This is a genomic window from Thiohalocapsa sp., assembly GCF_019695415.1.
Lineage (GTDB): Bacteria > Pseudomonadota > Gammaproteobacteria > Chromatiales > Chromatiaceae > Thiohalocapsa.
Genome location: NZ_JAIFKJ010000118.1, coordinates 1 through 4,437, shown reverse-complemented (window position 1 = coordinate 4,437; position 4,437 = coordinate 1). Strand labels below are relative to the sequence as shown.

General features: G+C 65.9%; 4 protein-coding genes and 1 tRNA gene. 3 read left to right on the top strand and 2 right to left on the bottom strand.

Annotated elements, in window-relative coordinates; genetic code table 11:
• A tRNA-Leu gene (locus tag I6U14_RS02845) sits at positions 1-87 on the bottom strand.
• A 49-nt stretch (positions 88-136) separates the two neighbouring features.
• On the opposite strand from I6U14_RS02845, the gene queA reads away from it, so the two are divergent.
• A complete protein-coding gene (queA, locus tag I6U14_RS02840) occupies positions 137-1,174 on the top strand; it encodes a tRNA preQ1(34) S-adenosylmethionine ribosyltransferase-isomerase QueA (RefSeq protein ID WP_296896728.1) in 1,038 nt (345 codons plus the stop codon).
• A gap of 390 nt (positions 1,175-1,564) precedes the next feature.
• On the opposite strand, the gene msrA is transcribed toward queA, so the two are convergent.
• Positions 1,565-2,209: a peptide-methionine (S)-S-oxide reductase MsrA gene (gene msrA / locus I6U14_RS02835; RefSeq protein WP_296896727.1), complete on the bottom strand. Its 645-nt coding sequence runs from the start codon at positions 2,207-2,209 to the stop codon at positions 1,565-1,567.
• Between the two features lie 217 nt (positions 2,210-2,426).
• On the opposite strand from msrA, the gene I6U14_RS02830 reads away from it, so the two are divergent.
• Positions 2,427-3,158, top strand: coding sequence for an HAD family hydrolase (locus tag I6U14_RS02830; RefSeq protein ID WP_296896726.1), 732 nt, complete (start codon positions 2,427-2,429; stop codon positions 3,156-3,158).
• Positions 3,148-4,248, top strand: a complete 1,101-nt coding sequence (gene tgt / locus I6U14_RS02825; protein WP_296896725.1) for a tRNA guanosine(34) transglycosylase Tgt — start codon at positions 3,148-3,150, stop codon at positions 4,246-4,248. Before I6U14_RS02830 ends, tgt begins: the two co-directional genes overlap by 11 nt.
• Positions 4,249-4,437 lie beyond the last annotated feature (189 nt).

The window sequence follows — 4,437 nt, the reverse complement described above, 5'->3', positions numbered from 1 at the left end:
TGGTACCGGGGACGAGACTCGAACTCGTAAGGTGTTGCCACCGGTGGATTTTGAGTCCACTGCGTCTACCAATTCCGCCACCCCGGCAGTTAATCAATAATCATAACCCGAACGCACTTTGCTGCGGAACTCCCCTATGCAACGCAGTGACTTCCGATTCGACCTGCCTGCAGCGCTCATCGCCCAGCGCCCGCTGGCCGAGCGCAGTGCGAGCAGGCTCCTGGTACTGGACGGTGCGAGCGGCGAGTATCGGGATCGCATGTTCGCGGACCTACCAACGCTGCTGGACGCAAAGGACCTGCTGGTGTTTAACGACACCCGGGTCCTGCCGGCTCGGCTCTTCGCACAGAAGGAGACGGGTGGGCAGGCGGAGATCCTGGTCGAGCGGTTGGTGGCACCCCGGCGCGTCACTGCCCAGGTGCGAGCGAGCAAGTCGCCGCGGCCGGGTACGCAGCTGCTGCTGGCCGATGGCGCGCGTTTGACCGTAATCGGGCGAGAAGACGATTTCTTCGTACTGGAGAGCGCTTCCACCGATTTCGCCGATCTCATGAGCCGTCATGGCCATACGCCGCTGCCGCCGTACATCGACCGCCCGGATGACGCCGTCGACCGCGAGCGCTACCAAACCGTCTACGGACGTAGACACGGCGCGGTGGCTGCGCCCACAGCGGGACTGCACTTCGATGCGGTGATGCTCGAGCGGCTGCAGGCCATGGGGGTCGCAATTGCCCATGTGACGCTGCACGTGGGCGCCGGCACCTTTCAGCCGGTGCGCGAGGACGACCTCGACAAGCACCGGATGCACGCGGAATGGTTGGAGGTAAACGAGGAAGTCTGCGCCCAGGTGGCGGATGCGCGCGCCCGTGGCGGCCGCGTCGTGGCGGTGGGCACCACCACGGTCCGCAGTCTCGAGACCGCCGCGGCAACCGGTGAGCTCAAGCCCTTCTGCGGTGACAGCCGGCTCTTCATTCGGCCCGGCTATCGCTTCCGCGTCATCGACGCCATGCTCACGAACTTCCACCTGCCCGAGTCGACGCTGCTGATGCTGGTCTGCGCCTTCGCCGGCTATGAATCGGTGATGGCCGCCTATCGGCATGCCGTGGCGGCGCGCTATCGCTTTTTCTCTTACGGCGATGCGATGTTCCTGACCCGAGGGGCGCGTCACCGCGTCTGAGGAGCTGGCTGGAAGCCTACCGCTTGCGGCCTGCGCAGCCGCAGCGCCCAACACTCGAGCGCGTAACGTTCTGAGCGGGCAAAAAAAAGCGCGGCTGGCGCCGCGCTATAAGATTACCACCAAAGGAGGATGGAGGAGTGCACTGAAGAACTGCAAATCTTCAGTACATCAACAGTTTCTTAAATACCGATGGAGCTGTCAACCCCATCCCAGCCTTTTTGAGACGTTGCTGTCAGCCCAAAACCGACACCGGCTCTGAACTGCCCAGGCTTTGACGAAGGGCGAGACGGCAACGTCCATACCCTGCCCGGTATATATTGCGATTCTGCAATGGTGCCAGAGCAACAGCGGGCCGCTTGCGGCTGATGCTTGTCGCCGCGCAACACCGCACTACGCGGCGGCGGGATAGGGGACACCGCAGCCCCCATGGCCGCAGTAGCCGCCCGGGTTCTTTGCCAGGTACTGTTGGTGGTAGTCCTCGGCATAGTAGAAGGCGGGCGCCGGCAAGATCTCTGTTGTGATGGCCGCGCTGCGTCCCGTCGCGGCCAGGGCTTGCTGGTAGCGCGCGAGACTGCCGCGGGCGCTGGCGAGCTGCTCGTCGTCCGCACAATAGATGCCAGAGCGGTACTGAGTGCCGACGTCATTGCCTTGACGCATCCCCTGGGTGGGGTCGTGGCCCTCCCAGAAGGCGGCCAGCAGGCGCTCGTAGTCGATGGCGTCCGGGTCGTAGACAACGCGTACCACCTCGTTGTGGCCAGTCATGCCCGAGCAGACCTCGTCATAGGTTGGATTCGGCGTGTGGCCGCCGGCGTAGCCCACAGCCGTGCTGTAGACGCCGGGCAGCTCCCAGAACAGACGCTCCGCACCCCAGAAACAGCCCATGCCGAACATTGCGAGCCGCATGGCCGCCGGAAACGGGGGTTGGATGGGGTGGCCATTGACGTAATGACGGTTGGTTACCGGCATCGGCGTGTCGCGGCCGGGCAGCGCAGCGTCGGCGCTCGGCATTTCGGTCTTCTTTCGAAACATGAACATGACGTTCTCCGCTGGTTTGCTGCAGGCCTGCAGGGAGTCGGACATGGGTCGGCGCATGTCCGGTCTCGGTTTCGCCGACCTGCACTCGGGTGCAGAATTGGGCGCCGTCTCCGGCTTACCAAGAACAGGCGAAGCGATGCCACGCTCTACCTTTGCGGCTGCCCGCCAGCCAGTTGCGCCCCATGCCCGAGCTGGATCTGAGGCAGATGCTCTTCCTGTGCCGGCCCAGGTACGGCTCATCACCATCGACCTCGACGACACCGTTTGGCCCTGCGCCCCTGTGATCCAGGCCGCGGAGGACGCGCTCCACGCCTGGCTTGCGGCGCGGACGCCGCGCCTCATGGCGCGTTTCGACGCCGAAGCGCTGCGTGCGCATCGCCGGGCCTTGATGTCGGAGCGGCCGGACATCGCACATGACGTCACTGCCGTGCGGCACCTGTCGCTGCAAAGGCTGCTGGCAGAGGGGGGATATGACATGGCACTCGCTGATGCCGCCATGGATCTGTTCCGCCGCCACCGCAACTGTGTAGAGCCGTACGACGACGTGGCTCCGGTGCTCGCCCGGCTGCGCCGGCGCCATCGCCTGGTGGCAGTCACCAATGGCAATGCGGAGGTTCACGAGACGCCGCTGCGGGATGCCTTCCATCGCGCAGTCACCGCGGCAGAGGCGGGCGCCGCGAAGCCGGACCCAGCCATGTTCCGGCTCGCCATGGACTGGGCGGGAGTCAGCCCTGCCGAGACCCTGCACGTCGGCGACGACCCGCTGCGGGACGTAGAGGCCGCCAGGCAGCTCGGCATCGCACCTGTCTGGGTCAACCGTGACAACCAACCCTGGCCCGATCACCTGCCGCCGCCGCTGCTCGCCGTGGAGGATCTGCACGGGCTGGCCCAGTGGCTCGATGCGGCGCAGTTGCAGACCGCAGACCGCGGGCTCAGTGATGCAGTTTGAGCTCCTTGCCACCGACGGTGCTGCCCGCCGCGGCCGCCTCACCTTCCCCCGCGGCACCGTGGAGACGCCCGCCTTCATGCCGGTGGGCACCTATGGCACCGTCAAGGGCATGACGCCGGAGGAGCTCGAAGGTCTGGGCGCGGAGATCGTCCTCGGCAACACCTTTCACCTGATGGGCCGGCCGGGTACCGCCGTCATCGAGGCCCATGGCGGCCTGCACGCCTTCATGCACTGGCGGCGGCCCATCCTGACCGATTCCGGCGGCTTTCAGGTCTACAGCCTGGGGGATCTGCGCAAGATCACCGAGCACGGCGTCCAGTTCCGCTCGCCGGTGGACGGAAGCCCTGTGTTCATGGGGCCCGAGGAGTCCATGGCCGTGCAACGTGCGCTCGGGTCGGACATTGTCATGATCTTCGACGAGTGCACGCCGTACCCGGCGGATACAGACACCGCGCGCACCTCCATGGAGCTCTCCCTGCGCTGGGCCGCCCGCAGCAAGGCCGCGCATGGCGAGAACCCGTCCGCGCTGTTCGGCATCGTCCAGGGCGGCATGTACCCTGAGCTTCGCAGCCGCTCCTTGGACGGGCTCGTCAACATCGGCTTCGATGGCTACGCGGTGGGGGGGCTCTCCGTGGGGGAGCCGGAGCTGGACCGGCTCAGGGTGCTGGACCACCTGGCGGACCAGCTGCCTGCGGACAAGCCGCGCTATCTGATGGGCGTCGGCACACCGGCGGACATCGTCAAGGCCGTCCAGCGCGGCATCGACATGTTCGACTGCGTGATGCCAACGCGCCACGCGCGCAATGGCTATCTGTTCACCAGTCAGGGCACGGTGCGCATCAGGAACGCCGCCCACAAGAGCGACACGGGGCCGCTGGACCCGGCCTGCAGCTGCTATACCTGCCGCAACTACAGCCGCGCCTACCTGCATCACCTGGACAAGTGCAACGAGATCCTGGGTGCCCGGCTCAACACCATCCACAACCTCAGCTTCTATCAAGCACTGATGCGCCGGCTGCGCAGGGCCATCGAGGCCGGCGGGCTGGCGAACCTGGCGGCCGGCTTGCTTCCCGACGCGTCGGGCGTCTGACGGCGACGCCGAGCGTTACGCCAACGGCGAGCGGCTTAGACGGATAGGAACTCCAAGCTGCCCCGAGGGTCCAGCCCGGCGCTCAGGCAGCACGAGAGTCGCGCGCTGGATGTGACGTCAAAAACCGGAAACATGGCGACGTAAGTCGCTGAAAATGAAGGAGCCGGGAAACCGCCCAATGTCTGCACA

Coding starts and splice junctions, on each gene's coding strand:
- queA (WP_296896728.1), top strand. CDS start 137: ATGCAACGCAGTGACTTCCGATTCGACCTGCCTGCAGCGCTCATCGCC.
- msrA (WP_296896727.1), bottom strand. CDS start 2,209: ATGTTCATGTTTCGAAAGAAGACCGAAATGCCGAGCGCCGACGCTGCG.
- tgt (WP_296896725.1), top strand. CDS start 3,148: ATGCAGTTTGAGCTCCTTGCCACCGACGGTGCTGCCCGCCGCGGCCGC.